This is a genomic window from Geodermatophilus sp. SYSU D00742 (genome assembly GCF_054049935.1).
The window spans coordinates 1-19,147 of sequence record NZ_JBJGYJ010000045.1; the positions used below are offsets into that span (position 1 = coordinate 1).

The window sequence follows — 19,147 nt, forward strand, 5'->3', positions numbered from 1 at the left end:
GGGGGGGGGGGGCCGCGGCCCCCCCCCCCCGCGGCCCCCGGGGGGGGCCCCACCGCCACGGCGGTGGGGCCCTCGTCCCCTCTCGGCGTGCTCGGGCGGTCGCGCCGGCCGCCTGCACGGTTCCCGCGACGGGGCCTCAGCCGCCCAGGTGCTCGCCGTAGGTGCGGTGTCCGCGCGCGCCGCCGGAGGGCAGCGCGGCGCCGTCCCGGAACGCCGACGACAGCCGGCCGGGGACCGGCGTGGCGACGACGTGGGTCCCCGGCTCGCGGGCCGCCGCCCACGCCCGCGCCAGCTCGGCGGCGGTCAGCTCCTCGGGCCCGCCGTACTCGACGACGTCCCCCGCCGGTGTCCCGGCGGCGACCTCGGCGGTGTAGGCGGCGGCCTCGTCGACGTCGACCGGCTGGGCCCGCCAGCCCATCGGCACCGGCAGCACCGGCCCACGGCGGGCGGTGGCCAGGAGTTGGTCGACGAAGTCGTGGAACTGGGTGATCCGCAGCAGCGTCACCGGCAGCCCCGACGCCAGCAGCACCTGCTCGGCGGCGAACTTCGCGTGGTAGTAGCCGTAGGGGATGCGGTCGACCCCGACGATGGACACGAAGACCAGGTGGCGCAGGCGCGCACGGTCCACCGCCTGGACCAGGCGGCGGGTGCCGGCGACGTCGGCCTGCCAGTAGTCCCCCCGCGCGTCGCTGGCCGCGTGCACGACCACCTCCGCGCCCGCCAGCGCCGTCTGCAGGTCCCGGCCGGTGGCGAGGTCCCCGCGGACCCCGCCCGGCCCGGTCCCCCGCCGCGACATCTGGCGCACCGAGTGCCCGGTCCCCTGGAGCCGCCCGACCACCCGGCTGCCGAGGCGTCCGGTCCCTCCCGTCACGAGAACGTCCATGGCTGCAGTCTGGCCGGACCACCCCCGCAACGGTGCCGCGCCGCGCTCCGGGCGAGTCGAGCCCACATCCCGCTACCTTCCGGAACCGTGACGGCCACCGACACGCCTCGCACAGATCCACCCGTCCCGGAGCCCGTCGCGGAGCACACCGCGGACACCGTCATGCGCCGCATCGGCCTGCTCGTACGGGACGCGCGCCGGCACCACGGGCTCACCCAGGCCCAGCTCGCGCAGCGCCTCGGCACCAGCCAGAGCGACGTCGCCCGCATCGAGCAGGGCGGTCAGAACCTCACCCTCGACCTGCTCGGCCGCCTGTCGGAGGCCCTGGAGAGCGAGCTGTTCAGCGTCGGGCCGTCCGGTCCCGCCCACCTGCGGGTCACCGGTGGCACCCCACTGCACGGCAGCGTCGCGGTGAAGTCCTCCAAGAACGGCGCGGTCGCCCTGCTCTGCGCCGCGCTGCTCAACCGCGGGCGGACGACGCTGCGCAACGTCGCCCGCATCGTGGAGGTCGACCGCATCCTCGACGTCCTGCGCTCCATCGGCGTCTCGGCGAGCTGGGACGCCACCGGCCGCGACCTGACCCTGCTGGTCCCCGACGAGCTGGACCTCGGCGCGATCGACGTCGACGCCGCCCGCCGCACCCGCAGCATCATCCTGTTCCTCGGCCCGCTGCTGCACCGGGCCGTCCGGTTCGAGCTGCCCTACGCCGGCGGGTGCGAGCTGGGCACCCGCACCGTCCAGCCGCACGTGATCGCGCTGCGTCCCTTCGGGCTGGCGGTGGAGGCCCGGGCCGGGCGCTACTCCGTCACCGTCACCGTCACCGCCCCGCGCCGCACCGACCGCACCATCGTGCTGACCGAGCGCGGTGACACCGTGACGGAGAACGCGCTGCTGGCCGCGGCGCGCGCGGACGGGACGACGACGATCCGCAACGCCAGCGCCAACTACATGGTCCAGGACCTGTGCCTGTACCTGCGGCTGCTCGGCGTGGGCATCGAGGGGCTGGGCACCACCACGCTGGTGGTGCACGGGCGGCCCGTGCTCGACGCCGACGTCGACCACACGATCAGCGAGGACCCGGTGGAGGCGATGAGCCTGCTCACCGCCGGGATCGTCACCGCGTCGGAGCTCACCGTCACCCGGGCGCCCATCGAGTTCCTCGAGATCGAACTGGCCGTGCTCGCCGAGATGGGGCTGCGCCACGCCGTCTCCCCGGAGTACCGCGCCGCCAACGGGCACACCCGGCTGGCCGACGTCACCATCTGGCCGTCGGAGCTGACGGCGCCGATCGACAAGGTCCACCCGATGCCGTCACCCGGCCTCAACATCGACCACCTGCCGTTCTTCGCGGTCATCGCGGCGGCCGCGAACGGGTCGACGCTGATCCACGACTGGGTCTACGACAACCGGGCGATCCACCTGGCCGACCTCACCCGTCTCGGCGCCGACGTCCGGCTGCTGGACCCGCACCGGGTGCTGGTCACCGGCCCGACACGGTGGTCCAGCGCCGAGGTGGTGTGCCCGCCGGCGCTGCGCCCGGCGGTGTGCATCCTGCTGGCGATGCTGGCGTCCAAGGGGACGTCGGTGCTGCGCAACGTCGACATCATCGCCCGCGGGTACGAGCAGCTCTACGAGCGCCTGGTCGAGATGGGCGCCCGCATCGAGGTCTTCCGCGACTGAGGACCTCCGTGCAGGTCCCACCGCTCGCAGGCCCGCGGCGGGACGCTGCACGGGGCCACGCGGTGCAGGACCCCGACCCGGGGCGCCTCTCGCTAGCGCTCCTGGTCCGTGGGACGGACCAGCACCTCGTTGACGGCCACGTGCGGCGGCTGGCTGACCACGTAGAGGATCGCGCGGGCGACGTCCTCGGCCTGCAGCGTGCGCATGCCCTCCGCGTACTGCCGCGACTGCTCGCGCGCCTCGGGCTGGGTGATGTGGCTGGACAGCTCGGTGGCCACCGCCCCGGGCTCCACCAGCGAGATCCGCACGCCCCGGGTGGTCACCTCCTGGCGCAACGACTCGCTGAAGGCGTTCACCGCCCACTTGCTGGCGTTGTAGACCCCGGCGCCCTTCCGGGCGGTCCGCCCGGCCACGCTGGAGATGTTCACGATGTCGCCGGACCCCTGCTCGACCATGCCGTCGATCGCGGCGTGGGTCGTGTACATGACGCCCAGCACGTTGGTCTGGACCATCCGCCGCCAGTCCTCCGGGTCGGCGCCGACGATCGTGCCGAGCAGCATCACCCCGGCGTTGTTCACCAGGACGTCGAGGCCGCCGAGCTCCTCGCGGGTGCGGCGGACGGCCTCGGCGCAGGACCGCTCGTCGGTGACGTCGAGGTCCAGCGCCAGCACGCGGGCGCCGCCGTCACGCAGCTCCTCCGACAGGGCGTCGAGCCGGTCCCGGCGGCGCGCACCGATCGCGACGGCGGCCCCGGCCTCTGCCAGGGCGACGGCGGTGGCCGCACCGATCCCGGACGACGCCCCGGTGACCAGCGCGACCCTGCCGGCGAGCGGACGGGCGACCTCGGTCATGCGTGCTCCTCTCCCGGGCCGCCGGGCGCGGCCCCCGGGCCAGCCTGGTCGATGCCGGCCCGACCGGCGCGGGCAGGCCCCGGAGCACCCCCGGCGCGGACCTCAGGCGAGGGTGACGCCGAAGCCGCGCACGGCCAGCCGCAGCAGCACCGGGCCCGGCCGCAGCAGGTCGTCGACCCGGGCCGCGGCCGCCGCCTCCAGGTCGGCCACGCGGCGCGCGTAGGCCGCCGGCCCCGCCCGCCGCGCCGCGTCCAGCGTGCCCGCGTTGGCCCACACCTTCCGCCGGGACTCCCGCAGCAGCACCTGGCTGGCGGTCCGGTTGGCCGGGGAGAGCAGCCGGTCCAGACGCGACCGGCGTCCCCCGGCGCGCTGCAGCTCGGCGTCCTCGGCGGCCACGCGGGCGGCGAGCACCCGGTCGATGCGCTCGTGGTCGCGGCGCCGCAGCTCGCGGACGTCGGGGTCGTCGAAGCCGGTCGGGGGGATGACGTGCACCAGCGACTGCGGCAGGTCGAAGTTGATGTGCGCGTTCATGCCCAGCAGCACGTGCGCCTCCGGCGGCAGACCCCGCCGCGCCCCGAAGGCCAGCCGCCACGGTCGCGGCACGGTGGCCGGGTCGCGGCGGTGCGCGGTCAGGGCCTCGAGGTAGAGGCCGGCGAAGTCGACGTCCCACTCCTCCACCCACGCGGGGTCCTCGAACTCGCCGCCACGGATGGCGACGGCGACCGCCTGGGTGGTGCGCAGGTACGTGCCCAGGAAGAAGCGCAGGGGGTCGTGCGCGGCCTGCAGGGGCGCCAGCAGGGCCTCCATGCGGTCGATCAGCTCGTCGATGCCCGAACCCACGACCGCGTTCCTACCCGGCTCAGACCAGCGCGTCGAACCCGTCGTCCACTGCCGCGGTCATCGCGGCGTCCACCGGCGGGCGGTGCGGCTGGTCCAGCCCGCGCATCCGGGCGGCGTGCAGGGCCAGCAACAGGTTCAGCCGCAGCGTCGGGTCCGTGGTGAAGGGGCCCAGCAGCCGCTCGAGCTTGCCGATCCGGTAACGCATGGTGTTGTAGTGGAAGTGCAGCCGGCGGGCGGACTCCGCGACGTTGAGGTTGGTCTCCAGCAGCACCCGCAGCGTCTCCCGCAGGTCGGCGGAGTCCGGGTCGGCGGCGTCGGCGAGCGTGCCGAGCACCTCGTCGACGTAGTTGCGCAGCTCGGTGCTGTCCGGGATGAGCGACAGCAGCCGGAAGACCCCGAGCTGGTCGAAGTGCGTCACCGCCTGGGGGCCGTGGATCTCCTGCCCCACGCCGAGGGCCCGCTGCGCCTGCTGGTGCGCCTCCCCGAGGGCGGACAGGGACCCGGCCGGGCGGCCGATGCCGGTGCCGAGCACCCGGCCCACGCGACGCACCCGGGCGTTGACCCGTGAGGTCACCGCCGCCACCAGGGCGCTGATCTCCTCCGGCGTCCGCCCGTCCAGGGGCAGCACCGTGACGATCTCCGTGGACAGCCCCGCGACCGCCGCCCCGGAGACCTCGGTCTCCAGGGCCGAGCGCCAGCCGTCGGCCAGCCGGTCGAGGACGTCGAGCGCGCGGGTGGGGTCGGCCTGCGGGTCCGCGGAGGTCTCGGTCGCGGTCACCAGGACGACGACCGGACCGTCCAGCCGCCAGCCGAAGGAGCGGGTCTGGGCCAGGGCGCGCTCGGTGTGCCGCAGCGACCCGGCGACCAGCCGGCGCACGAGGTCACCCTGGAAACGCAGCTCGACGGAGTGCACGGCCTGCTGGCGGATCACCGACAGCGCCGAGACCACCGCCGCACGCTCCAGCACACCACCGGCGCCGACCACCATCGGACCGGTCCGGTGGACGGCGACCAGCCAGCCGTGCCGCTGCTCACCGGCCATGATCGGGGCCACCGCGTACTCCCCCACGCCACCGGGGAGCTCGTGGTGGCCGGGCACCAGCAGGATGCCGTCGGCCGGGGAGAGGTCGGCGTCGGCCAGCACGTCGGCGGGCGTCACCACGGTCTGGTCGGCCCGGACCCCCGACACCCGGCGGGACGGCGCCATCGTGGCCAGCTCGTCCTCGGCCTCGGCGTCCAGCAGCCACAGCCAGTCGCTGATCTCGGCGACGTCGTCGGCCGGCCCGGCCGTGGTGACGATCTCGCGGTCGGGGCCCAGTCCCAGCACCGCGGCCCCCTCCAGGAACACCGCCAACTGGTCGGTCACCTCGGCCAGTCCGCCGCCGCTGAGCGCGACGTCGATGAACTGGTCGTGCATCCGGTAGGAGAGGGCGAGCTCCTCGCCCTGCTTGCCGACGACCGCGCCGAGCACCTCGGAGACGATCTCGTCCATCCGGGCCCCGGTCGGCACGGCCAGCACGGGCAGGCCGCGCCGGTCGGCCTCGGCGAGCACCTCGTCGGGCACCGGCGAGGGACCCTCGGCCCGGCGGAACGCCAGCGCCGCGGTGCCCATGGAGTCCAGCCGCTCGACCAGCGCCCGGCAGTTGGCGGCGTCCGCCGGTGGCAGCCGGGCGCCCAGGACGACGAGGACGTCGGGCCCGGCCACGGCGAGGGGGTCGGTGGGGTCGTCGACCACCATGTGCCGCACCACCCGACCCAGCCCGGCGGCGCCGGCGACCACCTCGGTGCCGGCCAGGCCGGGGAGCAGCAGCGCCTCCTGCAGGGTGAGCCCCATGCGCTCCTGCCAGGTGGTGCGCTCTGCGCGGTTCTCGGTCACCGATGCCTCCGCTGCCGACACGCGACGACGCAGAGACGCCGCACCATCACCCTGGGTGGGGGTGGTGAACGATGCACCACCGTGAGTCACGACACCCGCCTTCCACGTCGCCCATGCACACGGCCATACCACGACACCCTGTCATGAGTGCCTGGACCAACGTCCCCATTCTTGGCGACTTCCGCCATACAGGGGCATGCGACGCGCCGCTTAGGTTCGAGACCCGGAACCACTCCGCCCGCTGGATGGTAAGCCGTCGCCGTGCACACGGTGACGCCGAGTCCCCCCGGCCCGGAGGAGCGGGGTCGGGCGGGGGGTCTCGAGCCGACGGTGCCTCCCGTTGTCTCCACGGTGAAGAGGCCGCCATGCGCACGATCGACGAGACAGCCGGCCCGGGTGGCACCCGCCCCGGGGCCCCCACGACCCCGCGGGGCAGGGCCGCACAGGCCGGAGTGCCCACCATCCCGCTCCCGCGGGACTCCGCCCAGGCAACTGCCCGTACCGCCCCACCTGCGCGGGCCGCCACCGCGGTGCCCGCCTCCGCCAGCACCGGCGTCGCCGACCTGCTGCGCGGGCCGGTCCGCCCCGCCCGCGTGCTCCTGAGCGTGCCGGCCGCGGTCTACCTGCACGTGCCCACCGACCGCGGGGGCGAGGTCGTGGGCGTCCTCACCAGCGACGCCGCCCGCCTGCCGCTGGGCTGCGTGCTGTTCCGCCCGAGCAACGGCCGCCCGTTGGTGGCCCTGCCACCCGACGCGCCGGCCGAGGTGGGCGGCGGGCGCATCGTCGTCGGCGACCTCGCCGTCAGCGCCGCCGCGTGGTGGGACCCCCGCCCGCGGCTGCCCAGCCCCCGCCCCGCGCTGCTCCCCGAGGGCGTCCGCCAGCTGCGCAACGCCCTCTACGGCGAGGGCGTGCCGCACAGCGCGTTCACCCTCCCCGGTCTGCCGGCCGGCCCCGGTGGCCCGCTGGCCGCCCTGCGCGGTGCGGTGCGCCGGGCCGACCTCGACGCCGCTCTGCGCACCGCCGCCCGGCTCGTGGGCCTGGGCCCAGGGCTGACCCCGGCCGGTGACGACGTCATGGCCGGCACCATGGCGGGGCTGGTGCTGCTGGGCCACCCGTCGGCCGAGCGCTTCGCAGCCGGCGTCTACGCCCTCGCGGCGGGGCGCACCACCGAGCTGTCGCGGGCGCTGCTGCGGCACGCCGCGGCGGGGCGGGTCAGCGGCGAGTACGCCGCCGTCCTGCACGGCCTGGTGGGTAAGCGGCCCCTGGGTCCGGCGATCGCCGGGCTGCTGGCCACCGGCTCCACCAGCGGCCGGGCCATGGCGCTCGGGCTCTGCACCGCGATCGACCTCGTCGACCGGACCATGCGCAACCGCTGACCGACGACGCCCGAGGAGCCCCCTCCCTCACCGGGAGGGGGCTCCTCGCGCGTCCGGGCGGCGGAGCTCAGCTCGGGAGCTGCTCGACCGCGACGGCCTCCGGGAGCAGCGGCACCAGCGAGTCCCACTGGGCGATGCGGCAGCCGTCGGTGCGGGAGACCTCGAGGTCGACCGGCCGGCCGGCCCAACGCCCGGTGACGTGCGCGGTCTGCGGGCCGCCGTACTGCTCGGTGCACACCGCGTCGGCGGGGATCGGCGCGAACGGATCGGTCAGCTGTCGCAGGTGGTCGCAGGCGGCCCGGGCGTCGGGGTGGTCGCCTCCGGCGGGGTCCCCGCACACCAGCGTCCAGCGCTCGACCGGTGACCCGTCGCCGGCGTCGACCACCACGACCAGCTCGTCGTCGGCGCCGCCGGCGTCACCGCTCCCGGGGGCGGGCGCGGAGGTGCCGTCCCCCGCGCTGCCGCCGCCCGACGGCGAGGCGCACGAGACCAGGGCGAGGAGCAGGAGCACGGTGAGCACGCGCATGTCCAGGGGACGAACGGGGCGTCCGGACCGTGCCCGGCGGCTCAGATCCGGCAGGCGTGGATGCTGGTGACCAGGATCGCGCGGGCGCCGAGCTCCCACAGCTCGTCCATCACCCGGTTGGTGTCGGACTGCGCGACCATCGCCCGCACCGCTGACCAGCCCTCGGTCTGCAGGGGGCTGACGGTGGGGCCCTCCAGGCCCGGGGTGAGCGCGGTCGCCTTCTCCAGCAGCTCGTTCGGGCAGTCGTAGTCGAGCATCACGTACTGCCGGGCGACCAGCACCCCGCGCAGCCGGCGGCGCAGCTGGGCGACGGCCGGGATCTCCTCGGCCCCGGCCCGGCGGACCAGGATCGCCTCACTGGTCAGCACCGGCTCGCCGATGATGTGCAGCCCCGCGGCGCGCAGCGTCGTCCCGGTCTCCACGACGTCGCAGACCGCGTCGGCGACACCCAGGCGGCAGGCGGTCTCCACCGCGCCGTCGAGCTTGACCACGCCGGCACTGATGCCCTTGTCGTCGAGGAACCGCTTGAGGAGCACGGGGTAGGCGGTGGCGATGCGCTTGCCGGCCAGCTGCTCCACGGCGTCGATGCCGGACTCGACCGGGCTGGCGAAGCGGAACGACGAGCGCCCGAAGCCCAGCGGCATCACCTCGACCGCCGCCGCGCCCTCGCCGTCGGCAGGGGCGGTCTCCAGCAGCATGTCGCGGCCGGTGATGCCGACGTCCAGCGTGCCGGCGGCCACGTACACGGCGATGTCCCGGGGGCGCAGGTAGAAGAACTCGGTGTCGCTGTCGGGGTCGTAGACGGCGAGGTCCTTGGTGCTGCGCCGCTGCCGGTACCCGCTCTCGGCCAGCATCGCGGCGGCCGGCTCGCTCAGGACGCCCTTGTTGGGCACGGCGATGCGCAGCACGGGAGAACTCCTCTTCGAACGGGTGGGCGAGATCGACTCAGAGGTGAGCGTAGACGTCGTCCAGGCTCAGCCCGCGGGCCAGCATGAGGACCTGCACCCGGTACAGCAGCTGGCTGATCTCCTCCGCCGTCCGCTCCTCGCCCTCGTGCTCGGCGGCCATCCAGGACTCCGCGGCCTCCTCGACGACCTTCTTGCCGGCCGCGTGCACGCCGTCGCGGACCGCGGTGACCGTGCCGGAGGCGGGGTCCCCGGCGGCCACCTTGGCGGCGAGCTCGGCGAACAGCTGGTCGAAGGTCTTCACGCGCGGCTCCCGTCGGCCGGTCGGATGGTGAACCCGGTCGGCCGGGACGGCCCGCGCAGCTGGCGGAGCGTGAGCGCCGTCGACAGCGCCGCGATCGCCGCCTCCCAGCCCTTGTCCTCCGCGGACCCGGGCAGCCCCGCACGGTCGCGCGCCTGCTCCTCGGTGTCGCAGGTCAGGACGCCGTTGCCGACCGGCGTGCCGGCGTCGAGGGCCACCCGGGTGAGGCCGGCGGTGACCGCGTCGCAGACGTACTCGAAGTGCGGCGTCCCGCCACGGATGACCACGCCCAGCGCGACGACGGCGTCGTGCCGCTCGGTCAGCGCCTGCGCGACGACCGGCAGCTCGACCGCGCCCGGCGCCCGGACCACGGTGGGCGACGGGATCCCCGAGGCGACGGCCGCGGCCACCGCGCGGTCCAACAGCGAGCCGGTGATCTCCGCGTGCCAGGTGGTCGCGACGATGCCCAGGCTCAGGCCCGCGGCGTCCACCGCCCGGACCTCCGGTGCCCCCTGTCCGCTCATGACATCTGCTCGTTCTGGCGCAGCGGCACGTCGGTGCCCGGCACGGTGGGGACGTCGTCGGGACCGGACTCGGTCTCGGGCTCGATGATGTCGAGCAGGTGCCCCATCCGGTCGCGCTTGGTGCGCAGGTAGGCCAGGTTCTCCGCCGTCACGTGGCTGGGCAGCGGCACCCGGCCGGTGATCTTCAGGCCGTAGCCCTCCAGCCCGGCGCGCTTGGCGGGGTTGTTGGTCAGCAGGCGCATGGTGTGCACGCCCAGGTCGACCAGGATCTGGGCGCCGGTGCCGTAGTCGCGGGCGTCGGCGGGCAGCCCGAGGTCGAGGTTGGCGTCGACGGTGTCCACCCCGGAGTCCTGCAGCTGGTAGGCCTGCAGCTTGTGCAGCAGGCCGATGCCCCGGCCCTCGTGCCCGCGGATGTAGAGCACCACGCCGCGGCCCTCCTGCGCGACCGCGGCCAGGGCCGCCTGCAGCTGCGGGCCGCAGTCACACCGCAGCGAGCCGAACACGTCGCCGGTCAGGCACTCCGAGTGCACCCGCACCAGCACGTCGTCGCCGTCGGCCAGATCGCCGTAGACGAACGCGACGTGCTCGCGCTCGTCGTAGGAGGAGCGGTAGCCCACCGCGGTGAAGGTGCCCGCCGCCAGCGGCACGGTGGCCTCGGCCACCCGGTCGACCAGCTTGTCGAACCGCTTCCGGTAGGCGATCAGGTCGGCGATGGTGATCAGGCACAGGTCGTGCTCGTCGGCGAAGACCCGCAGCTCCGCCCCGCGGGCCATGCCGATCGGGTCCTTCTCGCTCACCAGCTCGCACAGCGTGCCCGACGGGCGCAGCCCGGCCAGCACCGCCAGGTCCACGGCGGCCTCGGTGTGCCCGGGCCGGCGCAGCACGCCGCCGTCGCGGGCGCGCAACGGCACGATGTGCCCGGGCCGGGCCAGATCCGCCGAGGTGGTGTCGGCCGAGGCCAGCAGACGGATGGTGTGCGCCCGGTCGGTGGCCGAGATGCCGGTGCTCACCCCCTCCCGGGCGTCGACGGTGACGGTGTACGCGGTGCCCCGGCGGTCCTGGTTGACCCGGAACATCGGCGGCAGGTCCAGCCGGTCGGCGTCGGCCTCGGTCACGGCCACGCAGATGTAGCCCGAGGTGTAGCGGACCATGAACGCCACCAGCTCCGGCGTGGCCAGCTCCGAGGCGAAGATCAGATCGCCCTCGTTCTCCCGGTCCTCGTCGTCCATGACGACGACCGGACGACCGCGCTTGATGGCGGCGATGGCGTCCTCGATCGTGTCCAGTCGCGTCGACGTGCTCGTCACGCATCCTCCTCGGTGGCGCTCGCCGGCCGCGTGCCGACGCCTGCAGTGTCCCTGCGGGGGTTCGCCGGCCCGCTCACGAGCGTGCTCCCAGCAGCCGTTCCACGTACTTCGCGATCACGTCGACCTCCAGGTTGACCGGGCTCCCCGGAGGCACCGCACCGAGCGTCGTCTCGCGCAGGGTGGTGGGGATGAGACTGATCTCGAACCAGGGCTCGGGGTCGTCGACCGCGCTGACGGCGCTGACGGTGAGGGAGACGCCGTCCACCGCGACCGAGCCCTTCTCGACCACGTAACGGGCCAGCTGCGGGGGCAGCGCGACCCGCACGACCTCCCAGTGCTCGCCGGGGCTGCGGGTGAGGACGGTGCCCACCCCGTCCACGTGGCCCTGCACCAGGTGCCCGCCGAGCCGGGTGTGCGGGGTGACGGCCCGCTCGAGGTTGACCGGGTCGCCCTCGCCCAGGCGTCCGAGGCTGCTGCGGCGCAGGGTCTCGGACATCACGTCGGTGGCCCAGACGTCGCCGTCCACGGCCGTGACGGTGAGGCAGACGCCGTTGACGGAGATGGAGTCGCCCAGCGCCACGCCCTCCAGCGCCTTGCGCGCGCGGATGCGCAGCCGGGCGGCGTCCGCCAGGTCCTCCCGGACGTGCAGGGTGCCGATCTCCTCGACGATCCCGGTGAACACCATCAACTCCCTCCGGTCGCGGCCGGGCTGCCCGCAGACCGACTGCCACCAGTGTGCCGGTTCGGACGCAGGCGGATGCCGACGTCCCCGCCCATGCGGGTGACGTCGACGACCGACAGGCTCAGCGCGTCGCCGATCGCGGTGATTCCCAGGTCACCGACGAGGGGCGCCCCGGCGCCCAGGAGCTTCGGCGCCAGGTGCACCACCGCCTCGTCGACGAGCCCCTCGCGGAGGAACGCCGCCGCCAGGGTCGGGCCGCCCTCCAGCAGCACCCGGCGCACGTCGCGGTCGAACAGCTCGGCCAGCAGCTCCCGGGGCCCGGCCGCGGCGCTGACCAGGGTGGGCGCGGCGTCGTCGAGCACGCGCGCCGCCCGGGGCAGCCGGCCGCGACGGTCGAGCACCACCCGCAGCGGCTGCCGGCCCGCGGGTGCGCCGTCCGCGTCGCGGACGGTGAGCTGGGGGTCGTCGGCGAGGGCGGTACCCGAACCGACGAGGACGGCGTCGCAGGTGGCGCGCAGCCGGTGGACGGCGGCCCGCGCCTCCGGCCCGGTGACCCAGCGGCTGCTGCCGTCCGCGGCGGCCACCCGCCCGTCCAGCGTGCCGGCGGCCTTCCACACGACCTGCGGCCGCTGCTCGCGGACGCCGGTCAGCCAGGCCCCCAGGGCGCCGTCCTCGGCCTCGGCCTGCTCCACGCCGAGCACCACCTCCACCCCGGCGGCGCGCAGCCGGGCCGCGCCACCCCCGGCCGGCTGCGTGGGCTCGGGGACGGCGACGACCACCCGCGCCACCCCGGCCGCCCTCAGCGCGTCGGCACAGGGACCGGTGCGGCCGGTGTGCGCGCACGGCTCGAGGGTGACCACGACGGTGCCGCCGCGGGCGCGCTCGCCGGCCTCGGCCAGCGCACGCACCTCCGCGTGCGGGCCACCGGGCGGGGCGGTGGCACCCTCTCCCACCGGCGTCCCGTCGGCGGCGAGCACGACCGCACCCACGGGCGGGTTGGGGCTCGTGCTGCCGAGCACGCCGGCGCCGAGCTCGCGGGCCCGTGCCATCGCGCGCCGCTCGGCGGGGGTGACGGTCACCCGTCCATCGCCGCGGCCGCCTGCGCGCGGAGGGCGGCGATGGCCTTCTCGGGGTCGTCGGCGCCGTAGACGGCCGAGCCGGCGACGAAGACGTCGGCACCCGCGGCGGCGGCCTGCTCGACGGTGTCGGCGTTGATGCCGCCGTCGACCTCGACGAACAGGCGCAGGTGGCCGGTGTCGACCAGCTGCCGGGCCCGGCGCACCTTGGGCAGCACCTCGGCCATGAACTCCTGCCCGCCGAAGCCGGGCTCGACGGTCATGACCAGCAGGGTGTCGAAGTCGGGGAGGACGTCGAGGTACTCCTCCAGCGGCGTGCCCGGCTTGAGCGCCAGGCCCGCGAGCGCACCGGCCGCGCGCAGGTCGCGGGCGACGGCGCGCGGGTCGGTGCAGGCCTCGGCGTGCACCGTGACGTTGCGGGCGCCGGCCTCGGCGTAGCCCGGCGCCCAGCGTTCGGGGGCCTCGATCATGAGGTGGCAGTCCAGCGGCACGGGGCTGACCGCCTGCACCGCCTGCATCACCGGGAGGCCGAAGGTCAGGTTCGGCACGAAGTGCGCGTCCATGACGTCGAAGTGCAGCCAGTCGGCGCCCGCGACCCGGTGCGACTCCTCCGCCAGCCGGGCGAAGTCCGCCGACAGCAGGCTCGGCGCGATCATCGGGGTCCGGGGCACGTCTGCCGAGTCTAGGCGGGCCTGCGCGGGCGCCCGGCGCGGGAGCGGCGGAACCACAGGCCGGCGCCGACCGCGGCGGCCGCGAGCGCCCCGAGGCCGGCGAGCCAGCCCCCGCCGACACCGGCGTCGTCGGCGGCGGGGACGGCGGAGGGGGTGGTCGCCGGCGCGGCGTCGGTCGCCGGCCGCGACGCCTCCGGGGCGGCCTCCGGGGCGGCCTCCGGGGCCGGCGCGGCCGCCGTGGCCGGGGCGGGCGCCCCCGGTGCGACGGTCAGCACCGGCGCCGGCCGCTCCGGTTCGGGCGCACCCGCGGCCGGCACCTCGATCCAGGCGTCCTCCCGGCCGTCGGCGTAGCGCTGCAGCGTCGCGAACACCAGCTCGGTGGCGCCCTCCGGCAACCGCGCGACGGTGACGGCGTACTCGGCGTCCACACCGGCCGGCAGGGCGGGGCCGGCGACCTCGAAGCCGTCCGCGGTCGCCGTGAGCGCCCACCCGGGCGGGCCGGAGGCCAGCGCGAGGTCGGTGCCGGCGAGGCCGGCGGGCAGCTGGGTGCGCATCGCGACGATCCCGGCCGGCGCCTCGGACGCCGCGGAGAAGGTGAGGGTGACCGGCCCGGTGCCGGCCGTCGCACCGGGCGCGCTCACCTCGACGTGCGCGGCCGCCGTCCCGGGAACGGTGGCGAGGACGGCGGCCAGCGCGCCGGCGGCCAGGGAGCGGCGCAGGGCCGCGCTGCGGGTCGTCACACCGCTGTAGTCGCTCGGCCGGTCCGCGGGGTTCCCGGCGCTCTCCCGCGGGTCGCAACGGAGGGTGTCCTTGAACGATCAGGTACTACGACCTAGGTCGAATGGAGGGTGGCCGGAGGTCCCTCCAGGCTCCTCCGTGGTTGGTAGCGGAACGGTCTGGTGCCGCTTCCGCCGTCCGACGCGGACACCGCCCAGAGAAGGGCTCGCCCTCTTGACGACCACGTCAGCGCCTCCCCCGTTCCCCTCCCGACCCGCCCCCGCGACGCTGCGGTCCCGGCCGACCGGCGCAGCGGTCTACCGCGGCGGCCCACCCGGCCCCGAGCGGACGTTGTGGGACGTCCTGGCCACCACCGCCCGGCGGTTCCCGGACGCACCGGCCCTGGACGACGGGAGGTCGGTGCGCACGTACACCGACCTGCTGGCCGACGTGGCCGCCCTCCGGGACCGGCTCGCCGCGGCGGGGGTGGGACGCGGGGACCGGGTGGGGGTCCGGGTGACCTCCGGCACGGCGGACCTCTACCTGGCCGTCCTCGGCGTCCTGGCCGCCGGCGCGGCCTACGTGCCGGTGGACGCCGACGACCCGGAGGACCGCGCGCGGCTGCTGCTCACCGAGGCCGGTGTGTGCGCCGTCGTCGGCGACGGTGGCGTGGTGACCCGGCACGGCACGCCCCCGTCCGGCCGGCCCGCCGCGCCCCCCGGGCCGGACGACGACGCGTGGGTCATCTTCACCTCGGGGACGACCGGCACCCCCAAGGGCGTCGCGGTGACCCACCGCAGTGCGGCGGCCTTCGTCGATGCGGAGGCGGGGCTGTTCCTGCGGGCCGACCCGCTGGGGCCGGGTGACCGCGTGCTGGCCGGGCTGTCCGTGGCCTTCGACGCCTCGTGCGAGGAGATGTGGCTGGCCTGGCGCTCGGGGGCGTGCCTCGTCCCGGCGCCGCGCGCGGTCGTGAGGACCGGGCCCGAGCTGTGCGGGTGGCTCGTCGAACGGCGGATCTCGGTGGTGTCGACGGTCCCCACACTGGCGTCGATGTGGCCGGTGTCCATGCTCCGCGGCATCCGGCTGCTCGTCCTCGGCGGCGAGGCGTGCCCGGCCGAGCTGGCCGACCGACTGTCCGGGGCGTGCGGCGAGGTGTGGAACACCTACGGCCCGACCGAGACGACGGTGGTCGCCTCCGCCGCCCGGCTCCGCCCGCACACGCCGGTGCGGATCGGTCTGCCGCTGGAGGGGTGGGACCTCGCCGTCGTCGACCCCGCTTCCGGGGAGCCGCTGCCGTGGGGCGAGACCGGCGAGCTGGTGATCGGCGGCGTCGGGGTGGCCCGCTACCTGGACCCCGAGCGGGACGCCGCGCGGTTCCGCCCGCTCCCCGCGCTCGGCTGGTCCCGCGCGTACCGCAGCGGGGACCTCGTCCAGGCCGACCCCGGCGGGCTGCGCTACGTCGGGCGCGCCGACAGCCAGGTGAAGATCCGCGGCTACCGGATCGAGCTCACCGAGATCGAGTCGGTGCTCGGCCAGGTACCCGGCATCGCCCGGGCCGTCGTCGGCACCCACGAGCCACAGCCGGGGCTGGTCGAGCTGGTCGGCTACTACACCGTCGCCGACGGGGGGCCGCCCCTGGACGAGCAGTCGGTGCACGACGTCCTGCGCGGCCGACTGCCGGCGCACATGGTGCCCGCCCACCTGGAACGGCTGACCGCGATCCCGACGACGCTCAGCGGCAAGACCGACCGCGCGGCCCTGCCGGCGCCGACCCGCCGGGCGCTGGCCGGCGCTGCCCCCGCGACGCCCGCCGAGGCGGCCCTCGCCGCTGCGCTCGCCGACGTGCTGGGCGTCGAGTCCGTGCCGGTCGACGCGCACCTGTTCGACCAGCTCCAGGTCAACTCGCTGGTGGTCGCCCACCTGTGCGCACGCGCCCGCGATCTCGACGGGCTGCCCCCGCTGTCCGCCCGTGAGGTGTACCTGCACCCGACGATCCGCGAGCTGGCCGCCGTCCTCGACCGGCCCGCCTCCCCGGCACCCCCGGCGGAACCGGAGCCCGTCGGGCCGGCGACGCGGCCCGGCACCGGGTCCGTCGTCCGGTGCGGCGTCCTGCAGCTGCTCCTGCTCCTGGCCAACGCGTGGCTGGCCGCCGTACTGGTCGACAGCGGTGTGGCCTGGCTGGCCCCGACATCGGGCGTGGCCGGGTCCTACCTGCGGTCGGTGGCCTTCGGCACGGCCGGGTTCGCCCTGCTCTGTCTGCTGCCGGTCACGGTCAAGTGGCTGGTCATCGGCCGGTGGGAGGAGCGGGAGATCCCGCTGTGGAGTCCGGCCTACGTCCGCTTCTGGCTGGTGCGCACCCTGCTGCGGGTCAGCCCCCTGGCGCGCTTCGGTGGCTCGCCGCTGTACGCGGCGTACCTGCGCCTCCTGGGCGCGCGCATCGGCCCCCGGGTCGTCATCCTGTCGTCGCACATCCCCGTGTGCACCGACCTGGTGTCCATCGGTGCGGACACGGTGATCCGGCGCGGTGCCCGGCTGTCGGGCTACACCGCGGTGCAGGGGCGGATCCGCACGGGCCCGGTGACCATCGGATCCGACGCCCACGTCGGCCACGACAGCGTGCTGTCGCCCGGGTCGGTCCTCGGCGACGGCGCCCGGCTCGGCCACGCCTCCTGCCTGTTCGGCTCGCAGGAGGTCCCCGCGGGCGAGCGCTGGTCCGGGGTCCCGGCGCGGCCGACCGACGTCGACCACGTGCGCGTGGAGCCCCTGCCGTGCAGCCGCCTGCGGCCGGCGCTGTTCGCCGCCGGCCAGCTCGCGGTGCTCCTGCTCGTGACCCTCCCGGCCGGCCTGCTGCTCGCCGGGGCCGTCCTGCGCGGGCTCGCCGACCTGGCGGGCGTCTCCGGCAGCGGCTCGGCGTCGGCCGGCGAGCTGCTCCGCGACGCCGTCCTGATCTCGGCCGTGTCCTACGTGGGCGGTCTCCTCGCCGGCCTCGTGGTCGCCACGACCGTCCCGCGCCTGGTGAGCGGGCTGCTGCTGCGGCCCGGCCGGACCCACCGGCTCTACGGCGTGCACCACTGGGCGCAGCGGGTCGTCGAGCGGCTCACCAACGTGCCGGTCCACCTGCAGATCACCGGCGACACCTCCTACGTCGTGCACTACCTCCGGCTGCTGGGCTACCGGCTGCCCGACCTGGAGCAGACCGGGTCCAACTTCGGCGCCACCCTGCACCACGAGAGCCCCTACCTGGTCTCGGTGGGCCGCGGCACCCAGATCTCGGACTCGGTGTCCTTCCTCAACGCCGACTTCACGAGCACCTCGTTCCGGCTGGCCCCGGTGGCGGTCGGAGCGCGCTGCTTCGTCGGGAACTCCGTGGCCTTCCCGCCCGGCCACCGGGTCGGCGAGGACTGCCTGGTGGGGAACAAGACCGCGGTCCCGCTCGACGGACCGGTACGGCAGGGCGTCGGCCTGGTCGGCGCGCCGTCCTTCGAGATCCCGCGCTCGGTCGAGCGTGACAGCCGCTTCGACCACTTCCTGCACGGCGAGGCCTTCCGGCGGGGCCTGGCCGGCAAGGACCGGCACAACCTCGCGACCATCGGCCTGTTCCTGCTGGTGCGGTGGTTGCTCTACCTGCTGCTGACGGTGCTGGTCATGGTGGCGTGGGACCTGCACGAGCGGTTCGGGGTGCTGGCGGTCGCCGGGCTGACCGTCGCGTCGTTCCTCGTCACGCTGGCCTACGACCTCGGCTCCGAGCGCCTGCTCGTGGGCCGGCGCAGGCTGCAGCCGACCGTCTGCTCCATCTACCAGCCCTACTTCTGGTGGCACGAGCGCCACTGGAAGCTGCAGTCGGCCGACCACACGCTCCCGCTCCTCGACGGCACCCCGTTCAAGCCGGTCGCCTGGCGGCTGCTGGGTGTCCGGGTCGGCCGCCGCCTCTTCGACGACGGCTGCTCGATGCCCGAGCGGTCCCTGGTGACCCTCGGCGACGACTGCGTGCTCAACGCGGGCAGCACCATCCAGTGCCACTCCATGGAGGACGGCACCTTCCGCTCCGACGTCACCCGGTTCGGTGACCGCTGCACGCTCGGCGTCTCCGGGTACGTGCACTACGGGGTCACGGTCGGGGACGACGCCGTGCTGGGGCCCGACACCTTCGTCATGAAGGGCACGACGGTCCCGCCCGGCACGCGGTGGATGGGCAACCCGGCCGCCGAGACCCGCACGGCCGCCCTCCCGCGGGCGTGATCGAGCAGGTCCTGCCCCCGGCCGTGGCGTCGGCCGAGGCCTTCGACGACCTGCCCGCCGGCCGGCCGGTGCCGGGCGAGGAGCTGCCGGCGGGGACGGCACCGGGGCGGTACGCCGAGTTCGCCACCGGCCGTGCGCTCGCCCGCGCCGCCCTCGGGCGGCTGGGCGTGCCGCCGTCGGCCGTCCCGCGGGGGCCGGGAGGGGCACCGGTGTGGCCGGCCGGCGTCCTGGGGAGCCTCACCCACTGCACGGGCTACCGGGCGGCGGCGGTCGCCCGGGCCGGCACGGTGCCGGTGCTGGGGGTGGACGCCGAGCCGGCGCGGCCGCTGCCGGCGGGGGTGCTGTCGGTCGTCGCCCGGCCGGAGGAGTGCGCGCCGCTGCGCCGGCTGGCGGCCGTCCACCCCGGAACCTGCTGGGACCGGCTGCTGTTCTGCGTCAAGGAGGCGGTCTTCAAGGCGTGGTTCCCGCTGACCCGGGCCTGGCTGGACTTCGCCGACGTGCGTGTCACGGTCGATCCGCACGGCGGGCTGTCGGCCCGCCTGCTCGTGCCCGTGGCCCCGCCCGCCGGCGCGCGGATCGGCGGGTTCACCGGCCGGTGGCTCGACCGGGACGGACTGCTCCTCGCCGCGGTCTGGGGAGTGGCGGGTGCGGCCGGGGGGTGACGCCGGTCAGGCGACGGGAGGTGACGCCGGT

At 75.8% G+C, this 19,147-nt stretch carries 17 protein-coding genes; 4 read left to right on the top strand and 13 right to left on the bottom strand.

Annotated elements, in window-relative coordinates:
* Positions 1–136 precede the first annotated feature (136 nt).
* Positions 137–883, bottom strand: a complete 747-nt coding sequence (locus ACI78V_RS21105; protein ID WP_456854329.1) for an SDR family oxidoreductase — start codon at positions 881–883, stop codon at positions 137–139.
* A 162-nt stretch (positions 884–1,045) separates the two neighbouring features.
* Between ACI78V_RS21105 and ACI78V_RS21110 the strand changes: the two genes are divergently transcribed.
* Positions 1,046–2,563 (top strand): UDP-N-acetylglucosamine 1-carboxyvinyltransferase, encoded by a 1,518-nt coding sequence (locus ACI78V_RS21110; protein ID WP_456854331.1) that lies wholly within the window; start codon positions 1,046–1,048, stop codon positions 2,561–2,563.
* A gap of 92 nt (positions 2,564–2,655) precedes the next feature.
* Here the strand turns inward: ACI78V_RS21110 and ACI78V_RS21115 are convergent, their stop codons facing one another.
* From ACI78V_RS21115 to ACI78V_RS21125, 3 genes are all read right to left on the bottom strand, one after another.
* The gene (locus ACI78V_RS21115; RefSeq protein ID WP_456854332.1) at positions 2,656–3,414 is read right to left on the bottom strand and encodes an SDR family NAD(P)-dependent oxidoreductase; all 759 of its coding nucleotides are present in this window, start codon (positions 3,412–3,414) and stop codon (positions 2,656–2,658) included.
* A 102-nt stretch (positions 3,415–3,516) separates the two neighbouring features.
* Entirely contained in the window at positions 3,517–4,254 is a 738-nt protein-coding gene (locus tag ACI78V_RS21120; RefSeq protein ID WP_456854334.1) for a DUF5995 family protein, read from the bottom strand.
* A 19-nt stretch (positions 4,255–4,273) separates the two neighbouring features.
* On the bottom strand, positions 4,274–6,130 hold the full coding sequence (locus ACI78V_RS21125) for a PucR family transcriptional regulator (protein WP_456854336.1): 1,857 nt from the start codon (positions 6,128–6,130) through the stop codon (positions 4,274–4,276).
* A 530-nt stretch (positions 6,131–6,660) separates the two neighbouring features.
* Here ACI78V_RS21125 and ACI78V_RS21130 point away from each other — a divergent pair.
* Positions 6,661–7,506, top strand: a complete 846-nt coding sequence (locus tag ACI78V_RS21130; RefSeq protein WP_456854338.1) for a DUF2877 domain-containing protein — start codon at positions 6,661–6,663, stop codon at positions 7,504–7,506.
* A gap of 67 nt (positions 7,507–7,573) precedes the next feature.
* Here ACI78V_RS21130 and ACI78V_RS21135 read toward each other — a convergent pair whose 3' ends face one another.
* The 9 genes from ACI78V_RS21135 to ACI78V_RS21175 all read right to left on the bottom strand — a co-directional run bounded on the left by ACI78V_RS21135 (position 7,574) and on the right by ACI78V_RS21175 (position 14,238).
* A complete protein-coding gene (locus tag ACI78V_RS21135; RefSeq protein WP_456854340.1) occupies positions 7,574–8,026 on the bottom strand; it encodes an SSI family serine proteinase inhibitor in 453 nt (150 codons plus the stop codon).
* 47 nt (positions 8,027–8,073) lie between these two features.
* A complete protein-coding gene (hisG, locus tag ACI78V_RS21140; RefSeq protein WP_456854342.1) occupies positions 8,074–8,940 on the bottom strand; it encodes an ATP phosphoribosyltransferase in 867 nt (288 codons plus the stop codon).
* A 37-nt stretch (positions 8,941–8,977) separates the two neighbouring features.
* Positions 8,978–9,241: a phosphoribosyl-ATP diphosphatase gene (locus ACI78V_RS21145; RefSeq protein ID WP_456854344.1), complete on the bottom strand. Its 264-nt coding sequence runs from the start codon at positions 9,239–9,241 to the stop codon at positions 8,978–8,980.
* Positions 9,238–9,762 (bottom strand): 6,7-dimethyl-8-ribityllumazine synthase, encoded by a 525-nt coding sequence (ribH, locus tag ACI78V_RS21150; protein ID WP_456854346.1) that lies wholly within the window; start codon positions 9,760–9,762, stop codon positions 9,238–9,240. The genes ACI78V_RS21145 and ribH overlap by 4 nt, the downstream gene beginning before the upstream one ends.
* Complete coding sequence (locus tag ACI78V_RS21155) at positions 9,759–11,069, bottom strand: bifunctional 3,4-dihydroxy-2-butanone-4-phosphate synthase/GTP cyclohydrolase II (RefSeq protein ID WP_456854347.1); 1,311 nt, start codon at positions 11,067–11,069, stop codon at positions 9,759–9,761. Before ACI78V_RS21155 ends, ribH begins: the two co-directional genes overlap by 4 nt.
* Before the next feature lie 73 nt (positions 11,070–11,142).
* Positions 11,143–11,754, bottom strand: coding sequence for a riboflavin synthase (locus ACI78V_RS21160; protein WP_456854349.1), 612 nt, complete (start codon positions 11,752–11,754; stop codon positions 11,143–11,145).
* Complete coding sequence (gene ribD, locus ACI78V_RS21165; RefSeq protein WP_456854350.1) at positions 11,754–12,830, bottom strand: bifunctional diaminohydroxyphosphoribosylaminopyrimidine deaminase/5-amino-6-(5-phosphoribosylamino)uracil reductase RibD; 1,077 nt, start codon at positions 12,828–12,830, stop codon at positions 11,754–11,756. The genes ACI78V_RS21160 and ribD overlap by 1 nt, the downstream gene beginning before the upstream one ends.
* On the bottom strand, positions 12,827–13,498 hold the full coding sequence (gene rpe, locus ACI78V_RS21170) for a ribulose-phosphate 3-epimerase (RefSeq protein WP_456854352.1): 672 nt from the start codon (positions 13,496–13,498) through the stop codon (positions 12,827–12,829). The genes ribD and rpe overlap by 4 nt, the downstream gene beginning before the upstream one ends.
* 11 nt (positions 13,499–13,509) lie before the next feature.
* Entirely contained in the window at positions 13,510–14,238 is a 729-nt protein-coding gene (locus tag ACI78V_RS21175) for a DUF1775 domain-containing protein (RefSeq protein ID WP_456854354.1), read from the bottom strand.
* A 211-nt stretch (positions 14,239–14,449) separates the two neighbouring features.
* Here ACI78V_RS21175 and ACI78V_RS21180 point away from each other — a divergent pair, with 211 nt between their 5' ends.
* Together ACI78V_RS21180 and ACI78V_RS21185 are read left to right on the top strand one after the other, a co-directional pair.
* Positions 14,450–18,454, top strand: a complete 4,005-nt coding sequence (locus ACI78V_RS21180) for a Pls/PosA family non-ribosomal peptide synthetase (RefSeq protein WP_456854356.1) — start codon at positions 14,450–14,452, stop codon at positions 18,452–18,454.
* Positions 18,451–19,116, top strand: a complete 666-nt coding sequence (locus ACI78V_RS21185) for a 4'-phosphopantetheinyl transferase family protein (RefSeq protein ID WP_456854358.1) — start codon at positions 18,451–18,453, stop codon at positions 19,114–19,116. The genes ACI78V_RS21180 and ACI78V_RS21185 overlap by 4 nt, the downstream gene beginning before the upstream one ends.
* Positions 19,117–19,147: the final 31 nt, after the last annotated feature.

Bases quoted from the DNA above. Each gene is read 5' to 3' on its own strand.
- ACI78V_RS21110 (WP_456854331.1), top strand. From the start codon at position 1,046: ATGCGCCGCATCGGCCTGCTCGTACGGGACGCGCGCCGGCACCACGGG.
- ACI78V_RS21115 (WP_456854332.1), bottom strand. From the start codon at position 3,414: ATGACCGAGGTCGCCCGTCCGCTCGCCGGCAGGGTCGCGCTGGTCACC.
- ribH (WP_456854346.1), bottom strand. From the start codon at position 9,762: ATGAGCGGACAGGGGGCACCGGAGGTCCGGGCGGTGGACGCCGCGGGC.
- ACI78V_RS21160 (WP_456854349.1), bottom strand. From the start codon at position 11,754: ATGGTGTTCACCGGGATCGTCGAGGAGATCGGCACCCTGCACGTCCGG.
- ACI78V_RS21105 (WP_456854329.1), bottom strand. From the start codon at position 883: ATGGACGTTCTCGTGACGGGAGGGACCGGACGCCTCGGCAGCCGGGTG.